The organism is Kitasatospora sp. NPDC004272, assembly GCF_053603035.1.
This window is the reverse complement of record NZ_JBSGET010000003.1, coordinates 1-24,301: the sequence shown is the minus strand read 5'-3', so window position 1 is coordinate 24,301 and position 24,301 is coordinate 1. Positions and strand designations below refer to the sequence as shown.

General features: G+C 74.3%; 18 protein-coding genes. 9 read left to right on the top strand and 9 right to left on the bottom strand.

Going from position 1 to position 24,301, the window contains the following annotated elements; all coding sequences use genetic code 11:
- Positions 1 to 26: 26 nt before the first annotated feature.
- The 3 genes from ACWEO5_RS01690 to ACWEO5_RS01680 form a co-directional block, all read right to left on the bottom strand.
- Positions 27 to 1,760, bottom strand: coding sequence for a DEAD/DEAH box helicase (locus ACWEO5_RS01690; protein WP_452159111.1), 1,734 nt, complete (start codon positions 1,758 to 1,760; stop codon positions 27 to 29).
- A gap of 185 nt (positions 1,761 to 1,945) precedes the next feature.
- Complete coding sequence (locus ACWEO5_RS01685; protein ID WP_014135140.1) at positions 1,946 to 2,149, bottom strand: cold-shock protein; 204 nt, start codon at positions 2,147 to 2,149, stop codon at positions 1,946 to 1,948.
- Between the two features lie 309 nt (positions 2,150 to 2,458).
- On the bottom strand, positions 2,459 to 4,630 hold the full coding sequence (locus ACWEO5_RS01680; RefSeq protein WP_452159108.1) for an MMPL family transporter: 2,172 nt from the start codon (positions 4,628 to 4,630) through the stop codon (positions 2,459 to 2,461).
- Between the two features lie 506 nt (positions 4,631 to 5,136).
- Here ACWEO5_RS01680 and ACWEO5_RS01675 point away from each other — a divergent pair.
- The 3 genes from ACWEO5_RS01675 to ACWEO5_RS01665 all read left to right on the top strand — a co-directional run bounded on the left by ACWEO5_RS01675 (position 5,137) and on the right by ACWEO5_RS01665 (position 9,482).
- Complete coding sequence (locus ACWEO5_RS01675; protein ID WP_452159273.1) at positions 5,137 to 7,338, top strand: MMPL family transporter; 2,202 nt, start codon at positions 5,137 to 5,139, stop codon at positions 7,336 to 7,338.
- Positions 7,339 to 7,425: 87 nt separating this feature from the next.
- Entirely contained in the window at positions 7,426 to 8,304 is an 879-nt protein-coding gene (locus ACWEO5_RS01670) for a phosphotransferase enzyme family protein (protein WP_380272862.1), read from the top strand.
- Positions 8,305 to 8,474: 170 nt separating this feature from the next.
- Positions 8,475 to 9,482 (top strand): polysaccharide deacetylase family protein, encoded by a 1,008-nt coding sequence (locus tag ACWEO5_RS01665; protein ID WP_452159106.1) that lies wholly within the window; start codon positions 8,475 to 8,477, stop codon positions 9,480 to 9,482.
- Between the two features lie 19 nt (positions 9,483 to 9,501).
- Here ACWEO5_RS01665 and ACWEO5_RS01660 read toward each other — a convergent pair whose 3' ends face one another.
- Positions 9,502 to 10,209 carry an exonuclease domain-containing protein gene (locus ACWEO5_RS01660; RefSeq protein ID WP_344551864.1) on the bottom strand — a complete coding sequence of 236 codons (708 nt, stop codon included), beginning with the start codon at positions 10,207 to 10,209 and terminating at the stop codon, positions 9,502 to 9,504.
- A 124-nt stretch (positions 10,210 to 10,333) separates the two neighbouring features.
- Positions 10,334 to 11,581, bottom strand: a complete 1,248-nt coding sequence (locus tag ACWEO5_RS01655; protein WP_380272865.1) for an SAV2148 family HEPN domain-containing protein — start codon at positions 11,579 to 11,581, stop codon at positions 10,334 to 10,336.
- A gap of 401 nt (positions 11,582 to 11,982) precedes the next feature.
- Here ACWEO5_RS01655 and glgX point away from each other — a divergent pair, with 401 nt between their 5' ends.
- From glgX to treZ, 4 genes are all read left to right on the top strand, one after another.
- The gene (gene glgX / locus ACWEO5_RS01650) at positions 11,983 to 14,091 is read left to right on the top strand and encodes a glycogen debranching protein GlgX (RefSeq protein ID WP_452159103.1); all 2,109 of its coding nucleotides are present in this window, start codon (positions 11,983 to 11,985) and stop codon (positions 14,089 to 14,091) included.
- 222 nt (positions 14,092 to 14,313) lie between these two features.
- Positions 14,314 to 15,156 (top strand): SDR family oxidoreductase, encoded by an 843-nt coding sequence (locus ACWEO5_RS01645; RefSeq protein ID WP_452159101.1) that lies wholly within the window; start codon positions 14,314 to 14,316, stop codon positions 15,154 to 15,156.
- Between the two features lie 63 nt (positions 15,157 to 15,219).
- A complete protein-coding gene (treY, locus tag ACWEO5_RS01640; protein WP_452159098.1) occupies positions 15,220 to 17,610 on the top strand; it encodes a malto-oligosyltrehalose synthase in 2,391 nt (796 codons plus the stop codon).
- Positions 17,610 to 19,346 carry a malto-oligosyltrehalose trehalohydrolase gene (treZ, locus tag ACWEO5_RS01635; protein WP_452159096.1) on the top strand — a complete coding sequence of 579 codons (1,737 nt, stop codon included), beginning with the start codon at positions 17,610 to 17,612 and terminating at the stop codon, positions 19,344 to 19,346. The genes treY and treZ overlap by 1 nt, the downstream gene beginning before the upstream one ends.
- Before the next feature lie 14 nt (positions 19,347 to 19,360).
- Here the strand turns inward: treZ and ACWEO5_RS01630 are convergent, their stop codons facing one another.
- Positions 19,361 to 20,251, bottom strand: a complete 891-nt coding sequence (locus ACWEO5_RS01630) for a transketolase family protein (protein ID WP_452159271.1) — start codon at positions 20,249 to 20,251, stop codon at positions 19,361 to 19,363.
- 43 nt (positions 20,252 to 20,294) lie between these two features.
- Positions 20,295 to 21,005: a transketolase gene (locus tag ACWEO5_RS01625; protein WP_452159094.1), complete on the bottom strand. Its 711-nt coding sequence runs from the start codon at positions 21,003 to 21,005 to the stop codon at positions 20,295 to 20,297.
- 67 nt (positions 21,006 to 21,072) lie between these two features.
- On the opposite strand from ACWEO5_RS01625, the gene soxR reads away from it, so the two are divergent.
- Both soxR and ACWEO5_RS01615 read left to right on the top strand, forming a co-directional pair.
- Positions 21,073 to 21,570, top strand: coding sequence for a redox-sensitive transcriptional activator SoxR (gene soxR / locus ACWEO5_RS01620; protein ID WP_344551858.1), 498 nt, complete (start codon positions 21,073 to 21,075; stop codon positions 21,568 to 21,570).
- 90 nt (positions 21,571 to 21,660) lie between these two features.
- Positions 21,661 to 22,509, top strand: a complete 849-nt coding sequence (locus tag ACWEO5_RS01615) for an SAM-dependent methyltransferase (RefSeq protein ID WP_452159092.1) — start codon at positions 21,661 to 21,663, stop codon at positions 22,507 to 22,509.
- Positions 22,510 to 22,626: 117 nt separating this feature from the next.
- Here the strand turns inward: ACWEO5_RS01615 and ACWEO5_RS01610 are convergent, their stop codons facing one another.
- Entirely contained in the window at positions 22,627 to 23,118 is a 492-nt protein-coding gene (locus ACWEO5_RS01610; protein ID WP_452159090.1) for a toll/interleukin-1 receptor domain-containing protein, read from the bottom strand.
- Positions 23,119 to 23,206: 88 nt separating this feature from the next.
- Positions 23,207 to 24,004: a DNA-binding protein gene (locus tag ACWEO5_RS01605; protein ID WP_452159088.1), complete on the bottom strand. Its 798-nt coding sequence runs from the start codon at positions 24,002 to 24,004 to the stop codon at positions 23,207 to 23,209.
- Positions 24,005 to 24,301 lie beyond the last annotated feature (297 nt).

The following is a 24,301-nucleotide window of genomic DNA, read 5'->3' as shown; positions in this document are numbered from 1 at the left end:
CCTTCGGCGTCCGGCCGCACCGGCCGTCAGTCCGCCTTGCGGCGCTGGCGGCCGGTCCCGTAGTTGGAGCCGCTCTTCGCGCCGGAGCCCGGCTTCGCCCGGCCGGACGCCTTGCCGATGAAGCCCGCCGCCATCTGCGGGTTCCCGCCGCCGGGGCGCTGCTTGGGGCGGGGGCGGCGCGGGTTGCCGCTCATGTCGAGGTCCTTGGGCAGTCCGGCGTCGGCCCGCTTGGCCGGGCGGCGGCGCGCCTCGCCGTCCACCGGCTTGGCCCCGCCGCGCCCGCGGCCGCGGCCACGACCGCCGCCGCCCTCGCCGTTCGCCGCCGCGGGCTTCTCCTGGACCGGGGCGGCCGCCGTCGCGGGCACCGGCAGGGTCACGGCCACGCCGGAGGGGGTGCGGGCGCCGGTGATGCGCTTGAGGTCGCCGTCCTCGGGGCGGACCTTGGTGACGGTCGGCCGGATCCCGGCGATGCTCATCAGCCGGTTGACCTCGCGGCGCTGCTCGGGCAGCACCAGGGTGACGACGGTGCCGGACTCGCCGGCCCGGGCGGTGCGGCCGCCTCGGTGCAGGTAGTCCTTGTGGTCGATCGGCGGGTCGACGTTGACGACCAGGTCGAGGCCGTCGATGTGGATGCCGCGGGCGGCCACGTTGGTGGCGATCAGCGCGGTGACCTCGCCCTCGCGGAACTGGTCGAGGACGCGGTTGCGCTGCGGCTGCGACTTGCCGCCGTGCAGCGCCGCGGCCACCACGCCGTTGGCGCGCAGCTGCTTGGCCAGGCGGTCCGCGCCGTGCTTGGTGTGCACGAACATGATCACCCGGCCCTCGCGGGAGGCGATCCGGGCGGTGGTCTCGGCCTTGTCGGCGGGGTCGAGCTGGAGCAGGTGGTGGTCCATGGTGGTGACCGCCCCGGCCGACGGGTCGACCGAATGGGTGACCGGGTCGGCGAGGAAGCGGTTGACCAGCCGGTCCACGTTGCGGTCCAGGGTGGCGGAGAACAGCATCCGCTGCCCGCCCTCGGCGACCTGCTCCAGCAGCTTGACGACCTGCGGCAGGAAGCCCATGTCGGCCATCTGGTCGGCCTCGTCGAGGACGGTGATCGCCACGTCCTCCAGGAACACGTCCCCGCGCTGGATCAGGTCGTCCAGCCGGCCGGGGGTGGCCACCAGCACCTCGGTGCCGCGCCGGACCTGGTTGGACTGCCGGGTGATCGACATGCCGCCGACCACGGTGGTGATCCGCAGGTTCAGCACCCCGGCGTACGGGGCGAGTGCCTCGGTGACCTGCTGGGCCAGCTCGCGGGTGGGCACCAGCACCAGGCCCAGCGGGCGGCGCGCGGTGGCCCGCTTGCCGTGGGTGCGCATCAGCAGCGGCAGGCCGAAGGCCAGCGTCTTGCCGGAGCCGGTGCGGCCGCGGCCGAGCACGTCGCGCCCGGCCAGCGCGTCCGGCAGCGTGGCGGCCTGGATCGGGAACGGCTCGGTGACGCCCTGCGCGCCGAGCTCCTTCAGCAGCCCGGCGGGCAGCTCCAGCTCGGCGAAGCTCGCCGCCGGCGGCCGGGACGGGGTGCCCTGCACGGGCGTGAAGTCCTCGGCGGGCGCGGGCGCGGCGGCACCGCGGCGCGGACGGCGCGGCTGCTCGGTGCGCGGCGCACCGCCGGTGCGGGGCCGGCCGCCGCGGGTGCGGGGCTGCTCGCCGCGGGGCTGGTCGGCACGGGACCGCCCGGTGCGGGGCTGGTCGGTGCGCGGACGGGACTGTTCGGGCATGCGTGTTCCACTCTCTGAGGGGCCGTCAGCCGGTGTGCACGGGCACGACGGGGCTGAACGATGAATCGGCCGCCGAAAGAGGGAGTGGGGCCGCCCCGGCCGTCGGGCGGCATGGACGAGGGCCCGTACCCTGTGGAGGTACGGGCCCTCGCCTGCGACATCTAGGAGTCGGCGTGAGCCGGGACTCAGATGGGGCGGATGTTCTCGGCCTGCGGGCCCTTCTGGCCCTGCGTGACGTCGAACTCGACCTTCTGGCCCTCGATCAGCTCACGGAAGCCGGTCGACTGGATGTTCGAGTAGTGAGCGAAGACGTCGGCGCCGCCGCCGTCCTGCTCGATGAAGCCGTAGCCCTTTTCGCTGTTGAACCACTTCACGGTGCCGGTAGCCATAACCGTCTCCACTTTCACTGGGGCATTGGGACACACACCTCGTGCGCCCCACGTAGCCGCGATCCCCATCCGGAGACTAAACACCGGACAAAACAAATGCGCCTGTCGGTTGGAACCAGCAGGCGCACACACACGTTCATGGGAACCAATACTGCAACTGCTTCGACAATAGCACGTCGCCCCCCGTCAATGGCGGCAATGGTTGCGCTGGTCACACCGTGTTTCGCCGCCACGCGGAGGGGGCATGCGGTCCTCTCGGACCGCATGCCCCCCGCGCACCGGGCCGCCGGGCTCCCGGCGGCCGCCGGATCAGGCCCGACCGGCCGGCTGCGGCTCGCGCTCGCCGCCGCCGATCGACTCGGGGCCGTGGTCGGGCATCGCGCCGTGACCGGGCCACCACGCCTTCTTGCCGAGCAGCGCGGTGATCGACGGGGTGAAGAACATCGCCATCACGAAGGCCGCCAGCGCGATGCCGATGGACAGGGCGAAGCCCAGCTCCGCGAAGAGCACGTTGCCCGCCAGCATGAAGGTCGCGAAGGACGCCGCCAGGATGAAGCCCGCCGCCGCGACGGTCGGACCGGCGTGCCGCAGCGCCTCCTCGGCCGCCTTGCGCGGGCTGCGGCCCTCGCGGGCCTCCTCCCGCAGGCGGGCGATGATCAGGATGTTGTAGTCGGTGCCGATCGCCACCACGAACAGGTAGATGAAGATCGGCAGCATGAACATCAGACCGGGCTCGGACCCGATCTTGAGGAAGGCCACCGTGGTGGCGCCCAGGGTGGCCGCGAAGCCGAGGCCGACCGAGGCCATCAGGTACCAGGGGGCGACCACGCTGCGCAGCTGCAGGCCCAGGATCAGCAGGATCAGCACGCCCGCCACCGGGAAGACCAGCTTGTAGTCGTGGGTCATCGCCAGGTTGATGTCCTTGTAGACCGACGAGGTGCCGCCGATCAGGGCCTCGCTGCCGCTGGGGGCGGCGGCGTGCGCGGTGGAGCGCAGCTCGGTGATCGAGTCGATCGCCTCGTTGCTGGCCGCGGCGTCCTTCAGGGTCACCACGAAGTCGGCGGTGGTGCCGTCCTCGCTGGTCTTGTGCTCGGCAGCGACGCCGGCGACGCCGGGCACCTGGCCCAGCTTGGCGCCGAAGCCGTCCAGCGCAGCGGCGTCGAGCGGGCCGCCGCCCTTGTTCGCGGTGCTCAGGAAGACGTGCGTCGGGTCGGCGGCGCCGGCCGAGAAGCCCTTGCTGAGCGAGTCCATGACGACCATGGACTCCTTGTCCTTCGGCATCATGCTCTTGGCCATGTCGAAGGTGCCCTGGTAGCCGAGGCCGGCCAGCGAGAGGACCACCAGCACACCGCCGGAGAACGCGGCGACCAGGCCCGGACGGCGGCCGACAGTCTTGCCCAACTTGTGGAAGCGGGCGCCCTTCGGCTCCTCCATCCACTTCTTGCCGGGCCAGAAGGTGGCCTTGGCCGGGATGACGGCGAGCAGCGCCGGGGTCAGGGTGAGCGAGGCCAACGCGGTGACGATGACCGAGATGGCCAGCGCCGGGCCGAGCGCGGTGAACATGCCCAGCTCGGAGAGGAGCAGCACGGCGAAGGCGACGGTGACCGCGCCGGCCGCCGAGGCGATCGCCTCGCCGACCCGGGCGACGCCGTTGGCCACGGCCGACTTGCGGTCGTCACCGGCCCGCAGCCGCTCGCGGTAGCGGAACATCAGGAACAGGAAGTAGTCGGTGCCGACGCCGAGGATCACCACGATCTGGATCGCGGAGGCGATGGGCGAGCTCTTCAGGTCGAACAGCTTGGTGACGAAGGCGATCAGGCCGCTGGCGGCGATCATCGGGAGCAGTGAGAGCAGCACCGGCAGCCAGCCGACCAGCACGCCGCGGAAGATCACGCCGACGATGACCACGATCAGCACCACGGTGGCCACCATGGTGATCGCGTCGGTGGCGCTGGAGGACTCCTTCTGGTCCAGCGCCATCGCGGCCTGGCCGCCGATCTGGAACTTCAGCGCGGTGCCCTCGGCGAGCTTCTTGCCCTCGGTGCGCAGTTCCTTGGCGGCGTCGCTGTACTCGTCGGTCTGCATCTTCGTCTTGTCGATGGAGACCATCGACATGGCGTAGTGGCCGTCCTGGGAGGTGCTCTTCTCCGACGGCGGGATGATCTGCTCGACCAGCTTGACGTGCTTGTCGGTCAGACCCTGGGTGACCTTGGCCATGTCGGCCTTGTCGGCGTCGGTCAGCGCGCCGCCGTCGGTGCGCTCGAACAGCAGGATGGCGCCCGGCGTGAACTCCGCCGGGAACTTCTCCTCCTGGAGGACCGAGGCCCGGATCGACTCGTAGTGCTTCGGCAGGAACTCTGACTCGTCGGTCGAGGCGCTCATCTTCGGGGCGAAGGAGACCAGGGCGAAGGAAGCGACCACCCAGGCGATGATCACCCACCAGGCCCGCTTGACGACGAAGTGTCCAAGTCGGTGGAACATGCTCGCAATGCCTCCTGGGCATGGTTCACCGCCGCCGGGGGACGGGAACCGGGCAACGGCTCGGACCGGCACGCGGGCCCGCGCAGGGCCTAGCCGGTCGGCAGGTAAGGACTAGTGGGCATTCTACGAGACCTTACTTGCCGCCCGGCAAGTGGGTTTCGGTTCCGCCCCCCAGGGGCGGCCACGGAGCCGGCCCCGCACTATCGTCACCCGGCCGCGGGCCCTCCCACCTCGTGCTCCGGGTGGAGATCGCTCCCCCTCAGGGTGGACACCGCACCGCACCCCAAGGAGGAGACCCCGACCCCCGGGGTGGGGTTAACCCCCTACTCACCCCTGGGGGCAGGTCCAGGGAAAAGCCGGTGACTAGCCGGATGGTTCGTCAAGGCCCGCTTTCCTAGCGTTGGTCGGGCCGCCGGAGCCCGCTCCCGCGGCCCACTGACCGGGGCGGCCACGGCCGTCCGACACCCCTGGGGGAACCAGCAGTGAAGCAGGGAATCGCCGCCACCATGGGCGCCTGGAGCGCCCGCCACCGGAAGACCGCGGTCTTCGGCTGGCTCCTGTTCGTCGTCCTCGTCTCCTTCCTCGGCGGCGTGCACGGCTCGGAGAAGGTCACCGAGTCGGAGTCGCTGCCCGGCCAGACCTCCCGGGCCGCCCGGATCCTGGACGAGGCGGGCCTGAAGTCCCCGGCCGGCGAGACCGTGCTGGTCCAGAGCGCCGGCCTGACGGCCGACGACCCGGCCTTCCGGTCCACCGTGGAGCAGGTCTCGGCCGCCGTCCGGGCCACCGGCCGCACCAGCGAGCCGCTCAGCCCGTACGACACCGGCGCGGTCTCCGCGGACCGGCACTCGGTGCTGCTGCAGTTCACCGTCGACGGGGACGACCAGGAGGCCGCCGTCGCCAACGTGCCCGCCGTGATGGACGCGGTGGCCGGGGCGAAGGAGCGGCACACCGGCTTCGTGATCGAGGAGTACGGCGAGGCCAGCTCCGGCAAGTGGTTCGCCGACCAGTTCAAGGACGACTTCACGCGCGCCGAGTGGACGGCCGTGCCGCTCGCCCTGGGCATCCTGCTGATCGCCTTCGGGGCCGTGGTCGCCGCCGTGCTGCCGGTGGTCCTGGCGATCACCGCCTTCGTCGCCGCCGGCGGCCTGGTCGCCCTCGCCTCCGGCGTGCTGCACACCAGCGACAACGCCAGCTCGATGATGCTGCTGGTCGGCCTCGCCGTCGGCGTCGACTACTGCCTGTTCTACCTGCGCCGGGAGCGCGAGGAGCGGGCCGCCGGCCGCGACCACGCCACCGCGCTGCGGATCGCCGCCGCCACCAGCGGCCGGGCCGTCCTGGTCTCCGGCATCACCGTGGTGGTCGCCATGGCCGGCATGTTCCTCACCGGCATGGCCGACTTCCGGTCGATGGCCTTCGCCACGATCGTGGTCGTGGTCACCGCCGTGCTCGGCTCGCTGACCGTGCTGCCCGCCCTGCTCTCAATGCTGGGCGACCGGGTCGAGAAGGGCCGGCTGCCCTTCCTGCGCCGCTCGCGGCGCGCCGCCGGGGAGGGCGGCCGGTTCTGGAACGCGGTGCTCACCCCGGTGCTGCGCCGCCCGCTGGCCGCCGCCGTGCTCGCCACCGGCGTGCTGCTGGCGATCGCCGCCCCGCTGCTGACCATGCACACCGCGAACCTGACCTTCCAGCAGCAGCTGCCCGAGGGCAACGCCCTGGTCGCCACCTCCCAGCGGGTCGAGGCCGCCTTCCCCGGCACCCCCTCCCCCGCCACCGTGGTGGTCAGGGCCCGGGACATCACCTCCCCCGAGATGACCGCGGCCCTCGCCGACCTGCAGGCCCGCGCCCTCGCCACCGGGAAGATGCACGGCCCCACCGAGGTGAAGGTGCACGCCGAGCAGAACGTCGCGACGGTGGACATCCCGCTGTACGGCAGCGGCAACGACGCGGCCTCGGTCGCCGCGCTGAAGGCCCTGCGCGAGGAGGTCGTGCCCGCCACGGTCGGCGCGGTGCCCGGCACCGAGGCGCCGGTCACCGGCAGCACCGCCGGGTCGGTCGACTTCAACCGGCAGATGTCCGACTCGCTGCTGCCGGTCTTCGGCTTCGTGGTCGCCTTCGCCTTCCTGCTGATGCTGCTCTCCTTCCGGTCGCTGACGGTCGCGCTGACCGCCGTCCTGCTCAACCTGCTCTCCATCGGCGCGGCCTACGGCGTGCTCGCGCTGGTCTTCCAGCACGGCGTCGGCGCCTCGCTGATCGGCACCGCGGGCGTCGGCGCGGTCGAGAGCTGGATCCCGCTGTTCCTCTTCGTGATCCTGTTCGGCCTCTCGATGGACTACCACGTCTTCGTGGTCTCCCGGATCAAGGAGGCCCGGGACCGCGGCCTGGGCACCGGGGCCGCCGTCGCCCACGGCATCCGCAGCACGGCCGGCGTGGTCACCAGCGCCGCGGTCATCATGGTCGGCGTCTTCGCGGTCTTCGGCACGCTCTCCATGCAGTCCATGAAGCAGATGGGCGTGGGCCTGGCCGTCGCCGTCCTGATCGACGCCACGGTGATCCGGGCCGTCCTGCTCCCCGCCGTGATGACCCTGCTCGGCGAGAAGAACTGGTACCTGCCGCGCTGGCTGCACTGGCTCCCCCGGATCGAGGCCGAGGGCCCGGTCGGCGGGCCGGCCGGGGCGCCCGCCGAACCGCTGCCCGTCGGCGCCGGCCGCTAGCGGAGCCGCGGCGGCGGGGCCCGGGGCGCGGCGGTTCCCCGGGCCCCGCCTGCACCGCCCGCCGGGGATCCCCCCGACAATGAACGGGTGATCTTCGACGAACCGAGGGCGCTGGCCCTCCTGCAGGAGGCGTGCGCCCCGGCCGGGATCGACCCGGCCGGGGCCGTGCTGCTCGCGCTGGGGCAGAACGCCGTCTTCGAACTGCCCGCCGAGGGGCTGGTGGCCAAGGTCGGCCGCACCCCGGGGGACGCCGCCCGGGCCGAGCGCGAACTCGCGCTGGCGCGCTGGCTGGACGGCGCGGGCGTGCCGGTGGTGCGCCCGGCCGACGGCGGCGTGCGGGTGGTGCGGGAGCACCCCGTGACCTGGTGGCACCGGCTGGCCCCGGCCGTCCGCCCGGCCCGGCCGGTCGACCTGGCGCCGCTGCTGACCGCGCTGCACGCGCTGGGCCCGGCCCCGGTCCCGCTCGGGCGGCGCGACCTGCTGGCCCCGGTGGACGCCTGGCTGGCCGCCGCCGAGGGGCACGTCGACCCCGCCGACACGGCCTTCCTCCGGCTCCGGAAGGAGACCTTTCTCACCGCGATCGCCGAACTGGCCCCGGCCCTGCCGCCCGGCCCGATCCACGGCGACGCGCTGCCGCGCAACGTGCACGTCACCCCGGACGGCCCGGTGCTGCTCGACCTGGAGTACATGGCCTCGGACCTGCGCGAGCACGACCTGGTGGTGCTGGCGCTCAGTCAGGACCGCTACGGCGTACCGGCCGAGGAGGTCGCCGCGTTCGACGCGGCCTACGGGTGGGACGTCCGCGACTGGCCGGGCTTCGCGGTGCTGCGCGGGGCCCGGGAGACCGCGAGCGCGGCGTGGGTGGCCCAGCAGGCGGCCGGGAACCCGGCCGCGGCGGCCGAGTTCCGCCGCCGGGTGGGCTCGCTGCGGGACGGAGCGACGGCAGTACGCTGGTTCGCGTTCTGACCGCTTAACTCCCATTCTGCCCGCTTCTGTCCGATTGGCCGCCCCGCGGCGCGGCGTTCCGCGCCGCACTGTGACGCGGCCCACAACCGGACGGAACCACCCCGCTCGTACCTGGCGTCGTACCGGACGCCCCGCCCCGCGGCGGCCGGTACGACGTCAGGAGTCGCCCCATGGTGAAGGCCCGCATACCCGCCCCCCGACGTTCCCTCCTGCTCGGCGCCTCCGCGCTGCTCGGCACCTCGGCCCTGCTGGCCGGCTGCGCCGCGCAGGGCTCCCCCTCCGCGGCGGGGGACGCCGCGCACCGCTCGGTGGCACCGAGCGCGAGCACCACCGGCGCGGCGGGCGGGAGTTCCTCGGTGGCGGCCCGGCCGACACCCGGCGAGGGCGGCGAGAGCCCGGCCTCCCCCACCCGCAGCACCCCGGCCCCGTCCGCGAGCGGCACCTCCGCCTCCGCCGCGCCGTCCGCCTCCCCGTACGCGTCCCCGTCCGCCTCCCCGTCCGCGGCCCGGACGGCGGCCCCCGTCCGGCCGAGCCCGAGCGGCACGCCCGGCAGCGCCGCGCCGTCCACCCACGCACCGGCCACCGGCGTGCTGCGGCACACCGCCGCGGGCGGGCGGACGGTGGCGCTGACCTTCGACGACGGCCCGGGCCCGGCCACCGGCCGGGTGCTAGACCTGCTGGCGCAGTACGGCGCCAAGGCGACGTTCTGCGAGATCGGCGACAACGCGAAGACCCACCCGGCGGCGGTGCGGCGGATCCTCGCCGAGGGCCACCGGCTGTGCGACCACACCGTGGACCACCCGCAGCCGATGCACACCCAGAGCCACGAGCGGCAGGTCGCCGAGATCGGCGACGCCAAGGCCGACATCGAGAAGGCCGCCGGCAACGCCCCGGAGATCACCTGGTGGCGCGCCCCGGGCGGCGACTTCACCGCGGAGAACGAGCGGATCGGCGCCGACCTGGGGATGAAGTCGCTGGGCTGGACGGTCGACCCGCGCGACTGGTCGCGCCCGGGCGTGCGGGCGATCGTCTCCAACGTGCAGCAGAACCTCCGCCCGGGCGGGGTGGTGCTGATGCACGACGGCGGCGGCGACCGGAGCCAGACGGTGGCGGCGCTCGAACAGCTGCTGCCGTGGCTGGTCTCCCAGGGTTACGCCTTCGACTTCCCGCAGTCCTGACGGGCCGTCGGCGCGGCGCTCAGGAGGCGGCCTTGAGCGGCCAGCGCGGGTCGACCACGGCCGCCGGGTCCTTGCGGCGCAGCCAGTCCTGCAGGTCGGCGGCCCAGCTGCGGTACCAGTCGACCTGCCGCCGGTGCAGTTCGTCCAGCGGCAGGTCGCCGGCCTGGTCCGGGTACCGGTGGCCGAGGGCGACGGCGACCCGGACGGCGGCCAGCGCGTCGCTGCCGGCCTCGTGCGCGTCGCGCAGTTCGACGCCGTAGACCTCGCAGACCCGCTGCAGGGTGCGCGAGCCCTTGCGGTACTTGTCCAGGGCGCGGTCGACGACCATCGCGTCGACCACCGGGCCGACCGGGCCGCCAAGGCGCTCGGCCAGCGTGGGCAGGCCGTGCCGGCGCAGTTCGGCGTCGAGCAGGGAGAGGTCGAAGGGGGCGTTGAAGGCGACCACGGGGCGCCCGGCGGCGAGCCGCTCGGCCAGGGCGGTGGCGATCTCCTCGATCGCCGCCGCGGCGGGGCGGCCGTTGGCGCGGGCCTCGGCGTCGGTGATGCCGTGGATGGCGGCGGCCTCGGCGGGTATCGGCACGCCCGGGTCGAGCAGCCAGGTGGTGGCGCCCTGCACGCCGCCGCCGAGGGTGTCGACCACGGCGGCGGTGACGATCCGTGACTCCTCCGGGTCGGTGCCGGTGGTCTCCAGGTCGAAACCGGTGAGCGGCCCCTTCCACCAGGTCATGGGGTGTGTCCTTCCGTCAGCACTGCCAAGGTGCGTCCATCATCGCGCGCCGCAGTGACAGCGCCAGGGCGCGTCTGCCCCTCGGACGGGCCGGTACGCGCCCGCCGGGCGGCCCGGTGCGCGTTCAGGAGACCGGCCGGGAGTCGCCCCACAGCCCCTCGAACTCCTCGCGGTAGACCTCCAGCAGCCCGGGCTCGGTGCCGCCGGACTCCTGCCCGGCGCCGCCGCGCAGCACCAGCGCGGGCGACTCGATGCCGCGCGCCTTGCGCAGGTACGGCTGGACCACGCCGAGGTCGGTGGAGCGGCGGCGCCCGCCGGCGCCGGTGGTGCGCTGGCCCTCGACCAGGTACGCGGTGAACCGGGGCAGTTCGTCGAACACCCGGATCTCGAAGCTGCCCTGGTCGCGCAGCCGGGCCCGCACCCGCCGCACGTGCATGATGTTCATCTCCACGGCACGCCCCAACTCGCCTCGGCCGATGCCCAGTTCGCGCTCGCGCCGACGCACCGCGCTGCTGGCCGGGTTGAGGAACAGCAGCCGCACCCGGCAGCCGTCGGAGGCGAGCTTGACCAGCCGCTTGCCGGTGTAGTTCTGGCAGAGCATGCCCAGGCCGATGCCGACCGCGTCGAGCCGCCGGGCGCCGTCGAGCAGGTCCTCGACCGGCAGGTCGCGCTGCAGCCGGACCCGGTCGGGGTGGACGGCGACCACGTCGGCGTAGCGGCCGGCCACGAGTTCCTCGACCACGTCGGCGGGGACGCCGCCGTGCGCGCCGTCGAGCAGGGCGAGCAGCCGGGCGGCGGCCCGCTCGGTCTGGTCGAGGACGGTCTGCGACAGGGCCCGGTTGCGGGAGACCACGTGCCGGGCGACCTCCAGCTCGTCCAGGGCCAGCTCGACCTCCCGGCGGTCCACCAGGTGCGGTTCGAAGCACGGCCAGTGCTGCACCATCAGTTCGCGCAGCTGCGGCAGGGTGAGGAAGACCAGCGGGTCGTCGTCCAGCGGGTCCAGCAGGTAGCCCTTGCGGCGGGAGACCTCGCGGACGGCGGCGGCCCGGTGCACCCACTCCTCGCCGGCCGGTCCGGCGGCGGCGGTGACCCACTCCTCGCCGTGCGCGGGCGCGTAGACCGGGCGCAGCACCTCGTCGACCAGGGCGCGCATCCGCTGCTCGACCAGGTTGAGCCAGACGTAGGCGCGGCCGGTCAGCCGGACCCGGCGGTAGGCGTCCTCCCACTGCTCGGCGGCCCAGGCGGGCGGCATGCCCTCCAGCGGGCCGCTCTGCGGGGGCAGCGGGCCGCGGCCGCCGCGGACGATCAGCGTGGGGGCCTCGCTGCTCCCGGCCCGCGGGTCCGTGCCGTCGCCGCCGGCGGGGAACCCCATCCGCTACCTCACCTCTCGTCCGTCCCCCGCGGGTGACGGTGCGTCCGCTGTTTCGCTCCACCGCGGCGGTCCTGGTCGCACGCCGCACGGGCCCGGGGCTCGCGATCCGGACGATCAAGGGTATCGCCCGCCGCCACCGGGCCGCAGCCCTCTTGACAGCAAGCGGACCGGCTCCCGGCGGTCCGTCACCGTCCGACCGCGCCACGCCGACGGGTCGGGCCGCCAGGACACCCGTTCGGGCGAACCACGGGCGAATGGGCGGGGAGTTCCGGCCCCCGCCGGGGAGTATGCGGAATGTGCCGTGCGTCACGCCGCTGCCGCCCCGCACATGGCCGGGCGCTCCGCCGGGAATCCCCCGTGGGAGCGCCAGTTCGCGTCTTGCGCAAGGAAGTTGGGGTCTCATGCAGGTCTGGCCGGGGCAACCGTATCCGCTCGGCGCCACCTACGACGGTGCGGGCACGAACTTCGCCGTGTTCTCGGAGAGCGCGCACCGGATCGAACTCTGCCTGCTCGCCGAGGACGGCACCGAGACGGTGGTCGAGCTCCGCGAGACCGACGCCTTCGTCCGGCACGCCTACCTCCCGGGCGTGCAGCCCGGCCAGCGCTACGGCTTCCGGGTGCACGGCCCGTACCAGCCGGGCCTGGGCCAGCGGCACAACGCCTCGAAGCTGCTGCTCGACCCGTACGCGAAGGCGATGAGCGGGAACATCGACTGGGACGAGTCGGTGTACGGCTACCACTTCGGCGCGCCCGAGCGCCGCAACGACCTGGACTCGGCGCCGCACACCATGCACTCGGTGGTGATCAACCCGTACTTCGACTGGGGCACCGACCGGCCGCCGCGCACCGACTACCACCGCACCGTGCTGTACGAGGCGCACGTGAAGGGCCTGACCAAGCGGCACCCGGGCATCCCGGAGGAGATCCGCGGCACCTACGCCGGCCTGGCCCACCCGGCGGTGATCGAGCACCTGGCGAAGCTGGGCGTGACCGCGATCGAGCTGATGCCGGTGCACCAGTTCGTCCGCGACCACCGGCTGCGCGACCTGGGGCTGTCCAACTACTGGGGCTACAACACGGTCGGCTTCTTCGCCCCGCACTCCTCGTTCTCCTCCACCGGCGACCGCGGCCAGCAGGTGCAGGAGTTCAAGTCGATGGTGAAGGCGCTGCACGCGGCCGGGATCGAGGTGATCCTCGACGTGGTCTACAACCACACCGCGGAGGGCAACCACCTGGGCCCGACGCTCTCCTTCCGCGGCCTGGACAACGCCTCCTACTACCGGCTCGCCAAGGACCAGCGCTTCTACGAGGACACCACCGGCACCGGCAACTCGCTGCTGATGCGCAGTCCGCACGTGCTCCAGATGATCATGGACTCGCTGCGCTACTGGGTCACCGAGATGCACGTGGACGGCTTCCGCTTCGACCTGGCCGCCACGCTGGCCCGGCAGTTCCACGAGGTCGACCGGCTCTCCTCGTTCTTCGACCTGGTCCAGCAGGACCCGGTGGTCTCCCAGGCCAAGCTGATCGCCGAGCCCTGGGACCTCGGCGAGGGCGGCTACCAGGTCGGCAACTTCCCGCCGCTGTGGACCGAGTGGAACGGCAAGTACCGGGACACCGTCCGCGACTTCTGGCGCGGCGAACCCGCGACGCTGGCCGAGTTCGGCTCCCGGCTGACCGGCTCCTCCGACCTCTACCAGGACGACGGCCGCCGCCCGATCGCCTCGATCAACTTCGTCACCTGCCACGACGGCTTCACCCTGCGCGACCTGGTCTCCTACAACGACAAGCACAACGAGGCCAACCACGAGGACAACCGGGACGGCGAGTCGCACAACCGCTCCTGGAACTGCGGCGCCGAGGGCGACACCACCGACCCGGCCGTCCTGGAACTGCGGGCCCGCCAGCAGCGCAACTTCGTCGCCACCCTGATGCTCTCCCAGGGCGTCCCGATGCTCTGCCACGGCGACGAGGCCGGGCGCACCCAGCGCGGCAACAACAACGCCTACTGCCAGGACTCCGAGCTCACCTGGGTCGACTGGGCCGGCGCCGACGCCTCCCTGCTGGAGTTCACCCAGGGCATGATCTGGCTGCGCCGCGACCACCCGGTCTTCCGCCGCCGCCGCTTCTTCCACGGCCGCCCGGTCTCCGGCACCCACGACGACCTCACCGACATCGCCTGGTTCACCCCCGCCGGCGAGGAGATGACCAAGAAGGACTGGTCCACCACCTACGCGAAGTCGCTGACCGTCTTCCTCAACGGCAACGCCATCTCCGAACCCGACCGCCGGGGCGGCAAGATCGTCGACGACTCCTTCCTGCTGATGTTCAACGCCCACTTCGAGCCGCTCGCCTTCACCGTCCCCGCCGACCACGGCGAAGCCTGGCAACTCGTCGTCGACACCTCCCTCCCCACCCTCCCCCCGCGCGGCACCGGCCCCCGCGTCAAGGCCGGCGACACGCTGCGCCTGCCGGACCGCGCCCTGGTGGTCCTCCAGCGCCCCGCGTGACGGAAGAGAGCCCCCGCCAGGGGCTCGGGGAACGGCGAGCCCGGGTCTGCTGACGATTCACTGCCGGAGCGCGCATCTGCTTCCGGTTCCGTTGAAGACACGCAGCAGCACGGACACTTCGATGGGCTCCGGCCACCAGCAGCATCGACCCGCCGTTCCCCGGGCCCCTGATCGGGGTATCCCCCTGCGTAGCGTGAAATCGCAGATCAGAGGGGGTACGAAGTGTCTCGTCGTTGGTTGGTGACCGGTTGTTCGTCGGGGTTGGGGCTGGCGCTCGCGCGGGCGGTGGCGGCGGCCGGGGACCGGATCGTGGCGACCAGCCGGGGGGCCTCGCCGCTGGACGCGCTGGCGGCGGAGTTCCCCGAGCAGGTGGTGCCGGCCCGGCTGGAGCTGCGCAGCGCGGCAGACTGCGCGGCGGTGGTGGAGCTGGCGCGCGAGCGCTTCGGCGGGGTGGACGTGCTGGTGAACAACGCGGGGGTGGGCCTGTTCGGGGCGGTGGAGGAGGTCTCGGACGAGGAGCTGCGCGAGCAGCTGGAGGTGCTGGCGGTGGCGCCGTGGCGGCTGTCGCGGCTGGTGCTGCCGGTGATGCGGGCGCAGGGCGGCGGCCACGTGGTGAACGTCTCCTCGGTGGGCGGCCGGATGGCCTTCCCGGGGCTGGGGGCGTACGTCGCGGGAAAGTTCGCGCTGGAGGGGATGAGCCTGGCGCTGGCGGCGGAGGCCGCGCCGTTCGGGGTGCGGGTGACGGTGGTGGAGCCGGGCGGCTTCGCCACCTCGTACGGGAATTCGCTGGCCGAGACGGCGGTGAAGCTGCCGGTGTACGGGGAGACGCTGGAGCCGATGCACCTGGCGCTGCGCGGCATGGCGGGGGACGCCGAGCTGAACCGGCCGGAGGCGTTCGCGGAGCTGGTGCTGCGGGCCGTCGCGGCACCGTCCGGGCCGGTGCGGGTGCCGGTGGGGCCGGACGCGTACGCGATGGTGGAGGCGTCACTGACCGGGGCGGCGGCGGAGCTGGCGGCGGCCCGGGCGCTGGCGGGCGAGGGGGCGGCGGAGCCCGATCCGGTGTGAGCGGGGGCCCGTTCGGCGCAGTGCGGGCGGTAGCGGCGGGGTGGCTCGGGTAGGCATCCGGGTATGACGTCCGCCGCCGCACGCCCCGAGACAGCCGACGCCCCGACGGCCAGTTACCGGCTCCAGTTGCAGCCGGGGTTCACCTTCGACGACGCCCGCCGGGCGGTGCCGTACCTGGCGGCGCTCGGCGTGTCGCACCTGCACCTGTCGCCGCTGCTGGAGGCGGTGGCGGGGTCCACGCACGGGTACGACACGCTGGACCACAGCCGGATCAGCGAGCAGCTGGGCGGCGAGGGGGCGCTGCGCGCGCTGGCCGCGGAGGCGGCGGCGCACGGGCTGGCGCTGATCGCCGACGTGGTGCCGAACCACATGGCGCTGCCGGTGCCGGAGCGGTTGAACGGGCCGCTGTGGCAGGTGCTGAAGAACGGCCCGGACGACCCGTTCGCGGCCTGGTTCGACGTCGACTGGGGCGCCCAGCCGGGGCCGGTGGACGCGCCGGAGCGGGGGCGGCTGCTGCTGCCGCTGCTGGGCGACCGGCTGGGCGCGGTGCTGGGGCAGCTGGTGGTGGACGGGGAGGTGCTGCGCTACCACGAGCACGAGTTCCCGCTGCGGCCCGGCACCGAGGGCCTGCCGCTGGCGGAGCTGCTGGAGCGGCAGTGGTACCGGCTGTGCTGGTGGCAGCTGGCGGACGAGCAGGTCAACTACCGCCGGTTCTTCACCGTGAACGACCTGATCGCCGTCCGGGTGGAGGTCCCGGAGGTGTTCGAGGCGACGCACGGGGTGCTGCTGCGGCTGCACCGGGAGGGCGTGCTGGCGGGCTTCCGGATCGACCACCCGGACGGGCTGGCCGATCCGCGCGGCTACCTGCGGCGGCTGGCGGAGGCGACCGGCGGGGCGTACACGGTGGTGGAGAAGATCCTGACCGGGGACGAGGCGCTGCCCGCGGACTGGCCGTGCGCGGGGACGACGGGGTACGACGCGCTGCGCCGGATCGACGGGGTGCTGACCGACCGGCGGGGCGCGGAGAAGCTGTTCGCGGCCTACCGGCGGGACGTCGGCGAGGCGGCGGACCCGGCGGCGGCGGGCCGGGCCGGGCGGGCCGAGATGGTCGCGCCGGGCGGGGCGCTGGCCGCGGAGACCGACCGGCTGGTGCGCCTGGTGGGGCGGATCTGCGCGGAGGGCCCCGAGCTGGCGGACCACTCGCCGCTGGCGGTGCGCCGGGCGCTGGAGGGCCTGCTGACCGGGTACCCGGTGTACCGGCCGTACGTGGTGCCGGGCGAGCCGGCCCCGCTGGAGGCCCGCCAGGCGCTGGCGGCCCCGGTGGACGCCTCGGACACCGAGCTGCTGGTGCGGGCGCTGGCGCTGGGTTCGCTGGGGCGGTCGGCGGCGCGGGACGAGTTCTGCCGGCGGTTCGCGCAGACCGCGTCGGCGGTGGCGGCCAAGGGCGTGGAGGACACCGCGTTCTACCGGTTCAACGCACTGCTGTCGCTGAACGAGGTGGGCGGCCTGCCGGAGCGCCCGGGGGTGTCGGTGGACGAGTTCCACCGCTGGTGCGCCGACCAGGAGCGGCTGTGGCCGGGGGCGATGACGGCGCTGTCCACGCACGACACCAAGCGCAGCGCGGACGCCCGGGCCCGGCTCGCGGTGCTGGCGGAGCTGCCGGAGGTGTGGGCGGCGGAGTGCGCGGCGTGGACGCTGGCGGCGGGGCCGTGCGCGGACCGCCCGACGGCCTGGCTGCTGTGGCAGACCCTGCTGGCGGCGTGGCCGCTGCCTCAGGACCGGCTGCTGGCGGTGGTGCTGAAGTCGGTGCGGGAGGCGAAGCGGCGCACCTCGTGGAAGGCCCCGGACGCGGGGTTCGAGGGCTGGCTGGAGCGGTACGCGCGGGAGGCGCTGGCCAATCCGGGGCTGTGTCCGCGGATCGCCGGGTTCGCCGGGCTGATCGCGCCGTTCGCCCGGGTGAACTCGCTGTCGGCGACGCTGCTGCACCTGCTGGCGCCGGGCGTGCCGGACGTGTTCCAGGGCGGCGAGGAGCCGCTGTACACGCTGGTCGACCCGGACAACCGGGCGCCGGTGGACCTGGGCGCGCTGGCGGTGCGGCTGACCGACTCGCCGGAGCCGCGCCCGGGCGACCTGGCCCGGGAGAAGCTGCACCTGACCACCACGGCCCTGCACCTGCGCCGCGCGGGCGAGTTGGGCTCGTACCGGCCGCTGGCGGCGGACGGCCCGGCGGCGGAGCACCTGGTGGCGTTCGGGCGGGGCGAGCGGGTGCTGTCCGCGGCGACCCGGCTGCCGTACGGGCTGCACCGGGCGGGCGGCTGGCGCGAGACGGTGCTGGAGCTGCCGCCGGGCCGCTGGACGGACCTGCTGACGGAGCGCCGCTTCACCGGCGGTCCGGTCGAACTGTCCTATCTGTTCCGGCAGTTGCCGGTGGCGTTGCTCTCGGAGGGGTCGTGATGCGGTACCAGGTGTGGGCGCCGGACGCCAAGGTGGTCGAGGTCGAGGTCGGGGCGATCCCGTACCTGCTGGAGCGCGATTCGGGGCGGCCGGGCTGGTGGCGCGGCGAGGCTCCGGAGGGTGACTACGGGTTCCGGCTGAACGGGAGGCCGGCGCTGCCGGACCCGCGCTCGGCCCGGCAGCCGTCCGGCCCGGACGGGCTGAGCCGCCCGGTCGACCACGCGGCGTTCGCCTGGTCGGAGACCGCCTGGCGGGGCCGCCCGCTGCCGGGGTCGGTGGTGTACGAGCTGCACGTGGGCACCTTCACCCCGGAAGGGACGTTCGACGCGGCCGCCGCCAGGCTCGACCACCTGGTCGAACTGGGCGTGGACTTCGTCGAGTTGATGCCGGTGTGCGCCTTCCCGGGCCGCTCCGGCTGGGGTTACGACGGGGTCGACCTGTGGGCGGTGCACGAGCCGTACGGCGGCCCGGACGGGCTGAAACGGTTCGTGGACGCGGCGCACCGGCGCGGGGTGGGCGTGGTGCTGGACGTGGTGCACAACCACCTCGGCCCGTCCGGCAACTACCTTCCGCAGTACGGCCCGTACTTCACCGACCGGCACCAGACGCCGTGGGGTTCGGCGGTCAACCTGGACGCGCCGGGCTCGGACGAGGTCCGGGCCTTCCTGATCGAGAGCGCGCTGGCCTGGCTGCGCGACTACCGGATCGACGGGCTGCGGCTGGACGCGGTGCACGCCCTGGTGGACACCCGGGCCCGCCACTTCCTGGAGGAACTCTCCGCCGAGGTGGGCACGTTGGCGCGGGCCACCGGCCGTCCGCTGTTCCTGGTCGGCGAGTCCGACCTGAACGACCCGCGCACCACCACCGCCCGGGAGGCGGGCGGGCAGGGCCTGGACGCGCAGTGGAGCGACGACTTCCACCACGCGCTGCACTGCCTGCTGACCGGCGAATCCCAGGGCTACTACGCGGACTTCGCCGCCGACCCGTACGCGGCCGTGGCCAAGACGCTGACCAAGGGCTTCTTTCACGACGGGAGTTGGTCCTCGTTCCGGGGCCGCTCGCACGGCCGCCCGTTCCCGGCCGAGCGCGGGCACCGGCTGCTGGGCTACGCGCAGACCCACGACCAGGTCGGCAACCGGGCCACCGGCGACCGGCTCTCCGCGTCGCTGCCGCCGGGGCGGCTGGCCGCGGCGGCCGCGCTGGTGCTGACCTCGCCGTTCACGCCGATGCTGTTCATGGGCGAGGAGTGGGGCGCGGGCACCCCCTGGCAGTACTTCACCGACCACACCGACCCGCAGCTGGCCGAGGCCGTCCGGCAGGGGCGGCGGCGGGAGTTCGCCGGGCACGGCTGGCGGGCCGAGGACGTGCCGGACCCGCAGAGCCCCGACACGGTGCGCGCCTCCACCCTGGACTGGTCCGAACCGCAGCGCGCCCCGCACGCCGAACTGCTGGCCTGGTACCGCGAGTTGATCCGGCTGCGGCGGGCCGCCCCGGAGCTGGCGGACGGCGACCTGGCGGCCGTCCTGGTCCGCCACGACGCGGCCGCCGGGTGGCTGGTGGTGCACCGCGGCCGCTACCGGGTGCTGGTGCGGCTCGGCGGCGGGGCGCAGCCGCTGCCCGTCCCGCTGGAGGGCGAACTCGCCGCACTGGAGGCGTCGTTCGGCGAGGTGGCGGCCGGTCCGGGCGGCGCGGTGCTGCTCGGGCCGGACGCGGTGGCGGTGGTGCGCACCGCCTGAGCGGCCGGCGGGCCCTACCAGAGGTGCTCGGCGATCCGGGCGCGCAGCCCGGCGGCGTCCAGGCCGTAGGCGGCCAGGTGCTCGGGGACCGAACCGTAGTGCCGGTGCTCGGCCACCGGCACGCCCAGCGCCAGGACCCGGTGCGGCAGGTCGGCCAGCGCCTGGTGCGCCGCCCGCTCGGAGGTGCCCGCCAGGTACGGCTCCACCAGCACCACGTCGGCCCGCTCGCCCAGCGCCGCGCGCAGGCCCGCCGCGTCGAACGGGCGGACGGTGGCCGCGTACAGCACCGTCACGTCGAGCGTCTCGGTGGCCGCCAGCACGGCGTCCAGCATCGGGCCGACCGCCAGCACCGTGCCGGCCGACCGGGAGCCCTGGCGGACGGTCAGGAACCTGCCGGGTGCGACCGGGCGGGGCTCGGCGTTCTGGTGGGCGGAGAGCCGGACGTACTGCAGGGTGTCGCCGGCGGCGACCGCGTGGCGCAGCAGCAGGTCGGTCTCGGCGGGGTGGCCGGGGACGTGCATGTGCCAGCCGGGCAGGGTGTCGAGCAGGGCGACGTCCCCCGGGGACATGTGGGTGCGGCCGCCGGCCGGCCAGTCGTAGGAGCCGGCGGCGGACACCAGGACGGCGCCGACGCCCTGGTGCACCAGGTCCAACTTGACCTGCTCGAAGGGCCGTTCGATCAGGAAGCTGGCGAAGGTGTGGGCGATCGGGCGCATCCCGGTCAGCGCCAGGCCGCCCGCGACGCCGATCAGCAGCTGCTCGCGGATGCCGACGTTGACCACCCGGTCGGGGTGGGCGCGGGCCGCCCCGGGGAACTGCGCGACCCCGATGTCGGCGAGCACCAGCGCGGTGCGCGGGTCGCGCTCCAGCAACTCGGTGACGGTGGTGGCGAACTGCTCGCGCATGGTCGGCTCGTGGGTGCTGTTCACGGTCTCTTCTCCCCTGCTCTCAGCTGTACTTGGGCTCGGTGCGGGCCACCACCGCGTGCGGGCGGCCCGGATGCGGGGCGGTGAACGCCCGGTACAGCTGCTCGTGGTCGCGGCCGTCGACGGCGGCCGTCGACCAGCCCTCGCCGGCGAAGCGGGCCGCGATGCCGCCGCTCCAGCCGTGCGTGGCCGAGGAGTTGTCGATCACCAGGACGTGCAGCCGCTCCAGGCCGTACGCCCCGGCGAAGGCCACCGCCTCGTGGTTGGAGCCCTCGTCGAACTCGGCGTCCCCGATCAGCACCCACACCGCCGGGCGCTCCAGCCCCTGCGCCCGCAGGCCCAGCGCGGTGCCCACCGCCAGCGGCAGGCCGTGGCCCAGCGAACCGGAGCCGATCTCCGCGCCGGGCACCAGCAGCCGGTCCGGGTGGTGGCCCAGCGGCGAGTCGTAGGCGCCGAAGCTGTGCAGCAGCTCCACCGGGAAGAAGCCCTTCGCGGCCAGCACCGCGTAGTACGCCATCGGGCCGTGGCCCTTGGACAGCAGGAACCTGTCCCGCTCCGGCGCGTCCGCGTTCTCCGGGCGCACGTCCAGCACCCGGTCGTACAGCACCCACAGCGCGTCCAGGGTGGAGTTCGCGGCCGGGGAGTGCTTCTCGTCGCCGGTCATCAGGGAGATCAGGCGCGGCAGGTCGGTGTACCCGCCGCCGCCGAGGGTGCGGGTCGCTTCGCTCGTCATGGGGAACAGCCTCCGACTTCAAGCGCGCTTGAAGTCAAGCGGACGCTCCCCGGTACCCTGGACGGCCATGGCACCCACCCGGCACGACGTCCTCACCATCGGCCAGCTCGCCGAACGCAGCGGCCTGGCCGCCTCCGCGCTGCGCTACTACGAGAGCCTCGGGCTGATCCACTCCACCCGCACCGCCGGGAACCAGCGCCGCTACCCCCGCTCCGCGCTGCGCCGGATCGCCTTCGTCCGGGCCGCCCAGCAGGTCGGGCTCAGCCTCGACGAGGCCCGCGCCGCACTCGCCCGGCTCCCCGAGGACCGCGCCCCCAGCACCCGCCAGTGGGACGCCGTGGCCGCCGCCTGGCAGCACCGGATCGACCGGCAGATCGCCGAACTCCAGCTGATGCGAGCCAAGTTGACCGGATGCATCGGCTGCGGCTGCCTCTCCCTGACCCGCTGCGGCCTCTACAACGCCGCCGACCGGGCCGGGGCCGCCGGACCGGGCGCCCGCTACCTGCTCACCCGCGACCCGGACACCGGCCCCGAACCCGGGCCCGACCCGGACGCGGAGAGCTGATCCGCTCCTTTCCCCGGGCGGCCGCCGCACCCCCCGCCGGGCCGTCTATGCTGCCCCCGAAAACGCGTTCCACCGACGGGGGAGCCAGACATGACCGACCATCAGGAAATCGCGCTCGACTGGATGTCCGGCGGCCAGGAGCCGCCGCCGTCCGCCGAGCTGCGCCCCGAGATCCCGCACCCGGCCCGGATGTACGACTACTACCTCGGCGGCAAGGACAACTTCCCCGCCGACCGGGCCGCCGCCGACCAGGTCCTCTCGATCAGCCCGCTGGTGCGGATCAGCGCCCGGGCCAACCGGGCGTTCCTGCAGCGGGCCGTGCGCACCCTCGCCGAGCAGGGCGTGCGCCAGTTCCTCGACATCGGCACCGGCATCCCCTCGGCCGGGAACACCCACGAGATCGCCCAGGCCGTCGACCCCGCCGCGAAGGTCGCCTACCTGGACAACGACCCGATCGTCCTGGTGCACGGCCGGGCCCTGCTCGCCGGCGCCCGCCCCGGCACGGTCAGCGTCCTGCAGGCCGACCTGCGCGACCCGAAGGCGATCCTCGCCGACCCCGCCGTCCGCGAGCTGCTCGACCTCGACCAGCCGGTCGCCCTCCAGCTGTTCGCGATCCTGCACTTCATCGACGACGCCGACGACCCGTACGGGATCGTCCGCACCCTGGTCGACGCCCTGCCCTCCGGCAGCCACCTCGCCCTCTCGCACGCAACCGGCGACTTCGCTCCCCCGCAGGAGGCCGCCAAGGGCCCCGCCGCCTACAAGTCCGCGAGCGCGCAGCTCAGCATGCGCAGCCGCGAACAGGTGCTGCGCTTCTTCGACGGCCTCGAACTGCTGGAGCCCGGCCTGGTCACCGCCCCGCTCTGGCGCCCCGACCAGGCCCCGCAGGACACCGACCACGAGGTCGCCATCTGGGCCGGCGTCGCCCGCAAGCCCTGACGGGCGGACCGCGAGGATCCGGGAGAGCAACCACCAGGGGCCCGGGGAACGGCGGGTCGAGGCCGCTGACGGCCGGAGCCCGTCGAAGGTCCGTGCTGCTGCGTGTCTTTGGGAGAGTCAGACGCGGGCCGTGTCGTGGGCGGCCAACTCCGGTATCAGCGCTGCGAGTTCGTCGGCGATCCGGGCCAGGTCGGTGTGCGAGCTGCGCAGGTCGAAGCGGCGGTGCTGGCAGTCGGCGAGGGGCGCCAGCGGTTCGGGGAGGCGTTCGGGGCGGAGCCTGGGGGTGTCGCCGACCAGGACCGGAACGACCAGGGCTCCGGCGGCGAAGGCTTCGGCGATCTCGCGGCGCGGCCAGTCCCCGGGGTCCTCGACGGCGGGGCGGCCGTCGCGGCCCGGCACGTCGAACCAGCGGGGGCCGATCACCGCGAGCAGGACCGCGCAGCTGCGGACCCCGGCGATGATCTCCCGCGGGTAGTGGCGGCCGGGGGCGATGGACTTGCTCGCCCGGAACACCCGGTCGCTGCCGAACCGGTAGGACAGTCCGTGGTCGAGCAGCGCGGCGACCGCCTCCTGGTCTCCGGTGCGGTAGTTCACGAAGATCGCGGGCATGGTGCGTCGACCTCTCTGTGCGGGGTGTCCCGGCGGCGGACCCGCCCGGGAGGAGGGAAACGGTGGTGCGGGGGGCGGACCGGGGCGGTCAGCAGCCGCCGGTGATCGCCCGGAGCAGCACGGGCTGGAACGCGCGCACCGTCCGGCTGGCCCGGAAGCGCCGCAGTTCGCGGTCGAGTCGGCGCAGGTCGGTGGCGACCGTCGCGGAGGGGACGTCGGCCAGCGCGCCGAGCTGTTCGGCCGCGACGGCGCAGGCGTGCTCGGCCTCGCCGGCGCCGGCGTGGGCCAGGGCGCGGCGCAGCCCGTAGCGGATCCGGGCCCGGGTGGCGTGCGGCGGGAGGCGGTCGTACTCGCGGTCGAGGACCTCGGCGGCGCGCCGGGCGTGGCCGAGGTCGAACAGGCACCAGCCGGTGGTCATCGCGGCGGGGTCGGCGACGTTGGCGCTGCCGATCACCGGGCCGCCGTCGTGGTCGGCGGCGGCGGTGGCGAGCAGCACCTCGGCGCGTTCCAGGGCGCGCAGGCAGCGGTTGCGGTCGCCGCCGAGGGCGTGGCCCTGGGCCTCGCGGAGTGCGGCGAGGCCGCGGATGCGCGGCGGCAGGCGGCGGTCCTGGGCGGCGGTGGCGAGCGCGACGGTGGCGGCGGCGTCCCCGGCGTAGAAGGTGATCAGGGCGCGGCGGACCAGCGCGTACCCGGCGAGGTGGCGGTTGCCGCCGGCCCGGGCGAGTTCGACGGCCCGTTCGGTGTGCGCGAGGGCGGTGTGCCGGTCGCCCGCCTCCTGGGCCATCCAGCCGCCGAACTCGATGAAGTGGGCGGCGATCAGCAGCAGTTCGGCGCGCGAACGGCCGTCGCAGCGCAGCGCGATCCGGACGGCGGTCTCGCTCTGCATCTGCAGGGCGGGGACGAGCAGGACGGGGTCGAGGTGCTGGCCGAGCGCCCGGTACTGGGTGAGCTGCGCGCGCAGCAGGGCCGGGACGGCGGGGTCGAGCGCGGTGGGGCGGTGCGGGAAGGGGTCGCCGACCGACTCGGACGCGAGGGGTGAGAGGGGCGCGAGGGGCGCGAGGGGCGCGTAGGAGGCGTGGGCCGCGTAGGGGGCGCCGCCTTGTCGACAGAGCGGGTGACAGAGCGCACCGGAATTGACCGCCGACGGTCACCCGGGGGCCACCCGCCGTCCCCGCGGGCATGC